At 61.3% G+C, this 2,135-nt stretch carries 2 protein-coding genes; one reads left to right on the top strand and one right to left on the bottom strand.

Annotated elements, in window-relative coordinates:
- Positions 1 to 198: 198 nt before the first annotated feature.
- Complete coding sequence (locus HX846_RS16230) at positions 199 to 1,113, bottom strand: LysR substrate-binding domain-containing protein (RefSeq protein ID WP_003208132.1); 915 nt, start codon at positions 1,111 to 1,113, stop codon at positions 199 to 201.
- A gap of 389 nt (positions 1,114 to 1,502) precedes the next feature.
- Here HX846_RS16230 and HX846_RS16225 point away from each other — a divergent pair.
- Positions 1,503 to 2,135 (top strand): ABC transporter substrate-binding protein (locus HX846_RS16225; protein ID WP_256739826.1); only part of this gene is annotated, 633 nt, incomplete at its 3' end.

The following is a 2,135-nucleotide window of genomic DNA, read 5'->3' as shown; positions in this document are numbered from 1 at the left end:
TCCACCGGCCAGCTCCAGCCTTCGGCGACCACGTGGCCGTGGCGGTGCAGCATCAGGCCTTGCAGGTCGAGGCCGGCCGCTTTCACTTCATCGAGAAAGGCAATCAGGTGCTCGGGATCAACGCCGACGCTGCTGGCGCTGGCGCGGGACAAACCATCGTAGGACATGGGCATAAACAGGCTCGTAGGGGGAGGGAAATCAACGGCTGCGGTGCACCAGCCGCGAATAGGAAATCAGCATGCTGGTCAGTTCCTGGCTGACGCTGGTGAGCGGCGACGAACGGCGGCTGATCAGGCATACATCGCGGGTCGCCAGCGGTTCTTCGATGGCGATGGTGGTCAGGGCGCTGGAGAACAGCTTCATCCCCGGCAGCATGCGCGGTTCGATGGTCAGGTAATCGGTTTCCGATACGATGTGCAGGGTTTCCAGCAACGAATCAGTGGTGATCGCAATCTTTGGTGGCGCCAGGCCCTGGGTACGGAACAGCTCGATCAAGCGGTTCTCCGCGCCGCCCACTACGCCGGCCGGGCGTACGCTGATCCACTGGCAGTCGGTGAGGGCTTGCACGGATTTTGCGTGGGCCTGCGGGTGGCCCTTGCGCGCAATGATGCCGGCGTTTGAGCTGTAGAGGCGGTCGATGGCCAGGTCGATATCGGCCACGTTGGGCGCCAGCGGGCACAAGACGAAATCCAGGCGGCCATCGCGGACTTTTTCCACCAGGCCCTTGGTGGTGCCGCTGGCCACGTGCACCTGCATGCGCGGGAAGCGCTGGGTGAAGTTGCTCAGTACCGGCAGCAGCAATTCGGCCAAGGGTTCGGAGGTGACGCCCAGGGCGATATGGCCTTCGGGCTCGCCTTTCCAGGGTTGCAGGTCGAGCAGGGCACGTTCGCAGTCGAGAGTGATGGAACGGGCACGGGCCAGGAACACCTCGCCGGCCGGGGTCAGGTTGATGCCTTGGTTGGAGCGTTGCAGCAGCACCACCCCGAGTTCCTTTTCGAGGGTCTGGATTGACTGGGTCAATGTGCTTTGGGCCACATCCAACTGACGTGCGGCCGAGCGGAAGCTGCCTTTTTCAACCACGGAGCAGAACGCGCGAAGATGGGTGAGGGTCATGACGGTGGGCTCGCTCAGTGCTGCATTTAAACCATTGAATGCCAGCCAGCTTATCTGATGACTATAGGTGAGCACAGATCGGTCTGGATGATCGCGATCATTATTTTTGATCAGGAAAACCCCATCTTTTCCAGCTCAAGGCCCTGATTTCTCGGTACGGTAACGCCAGGGCAACCCACGGACGGTTGATGATCGGATAAACCGAGCCCGATCACTCGGAGCGTTCTTCTCAAGTTGATTGGGTGGCGAATAAGATCGGTCCAGGAACATTCGCAAACCGTAATCAGCGACTAAAACAACAACAACTATTCAGGTGTTCGGCCGTGCCTCTTTTTGGGTCCTGCCAGCGTCCGAACCCAAGCGTAAGGATCATTCAAGGTGCATTTATCATGAACAAGACTTTATTCCTGGCTGGCGCCTTGTCCGCCGCGCTGGTGGGCACTGCCCACGCCGAGAATCTATTGAAAGTCGCGTTGAACGCCGACATTCGCAGCACCGAGCCAGGCGTCAACCGTGACACCAATTCCGACGCCGTCATCTTGCACATTACCGAGGGACTGGTGGCCTTCCGTGAAGATGCCACCGTCGGCCCGCTGCTGGCCAAGGACGTGCAGGTGTCCGACGACGGCCTGCGCTACACCTTCCACCTGCGCAACGGGGTCAAGTTCCAGAACGGTGCGCCACTGACCTCCGCCGATGTGCTGTGGACCTGGAAACACTACCTCGACCCGAAAACCCAATGGCGCTGCGCCCCTGAATTCGACGGCCATGGCGGCGCGAAAATCGTCGACATGAGCGCCCCGGACCCACTCACCGTGGTGTTTACCCTGGACAAGCCCAACGGCCTGTTCCTCACCAGCACCGCGCTGCCGGAGTGCGGTGGCAGCGGCATCCTGCACCCCGACTCGGTGGTCGACGGCCAGTGGAAAGCCCCCATCGGCACCGGCCCGTTCCGCCTGGGCGGGTGGACGCCCGGCCAATACCTCGACCTGCTGCGCAACGCCAACTACACCCCGCGCGAC

This window comes from Pseudomonas sp. K5002 (genome assembly GCF_013386655.1).
Taxonomy (GTDB): Bacteria; Pseudomonadota; Gammaproteobacteria; order Pseudomonadales; family Pseudomonadaceae; genus Aquipseudomonas.
This window is presented reverse-complemented; position numbering and strand designations above follow the sequence as displayed.

Bases quoted from the DNA above. Each gene is read 5' to 3' on its own strand.
- HX846_RS16230 (WP_003208132.1), bottom strand. From the start codon at position 1,113: ATGACCCTCACCCATCTTCGCGCGTTCTGCTCCGTGGTTGAAAAAGGC.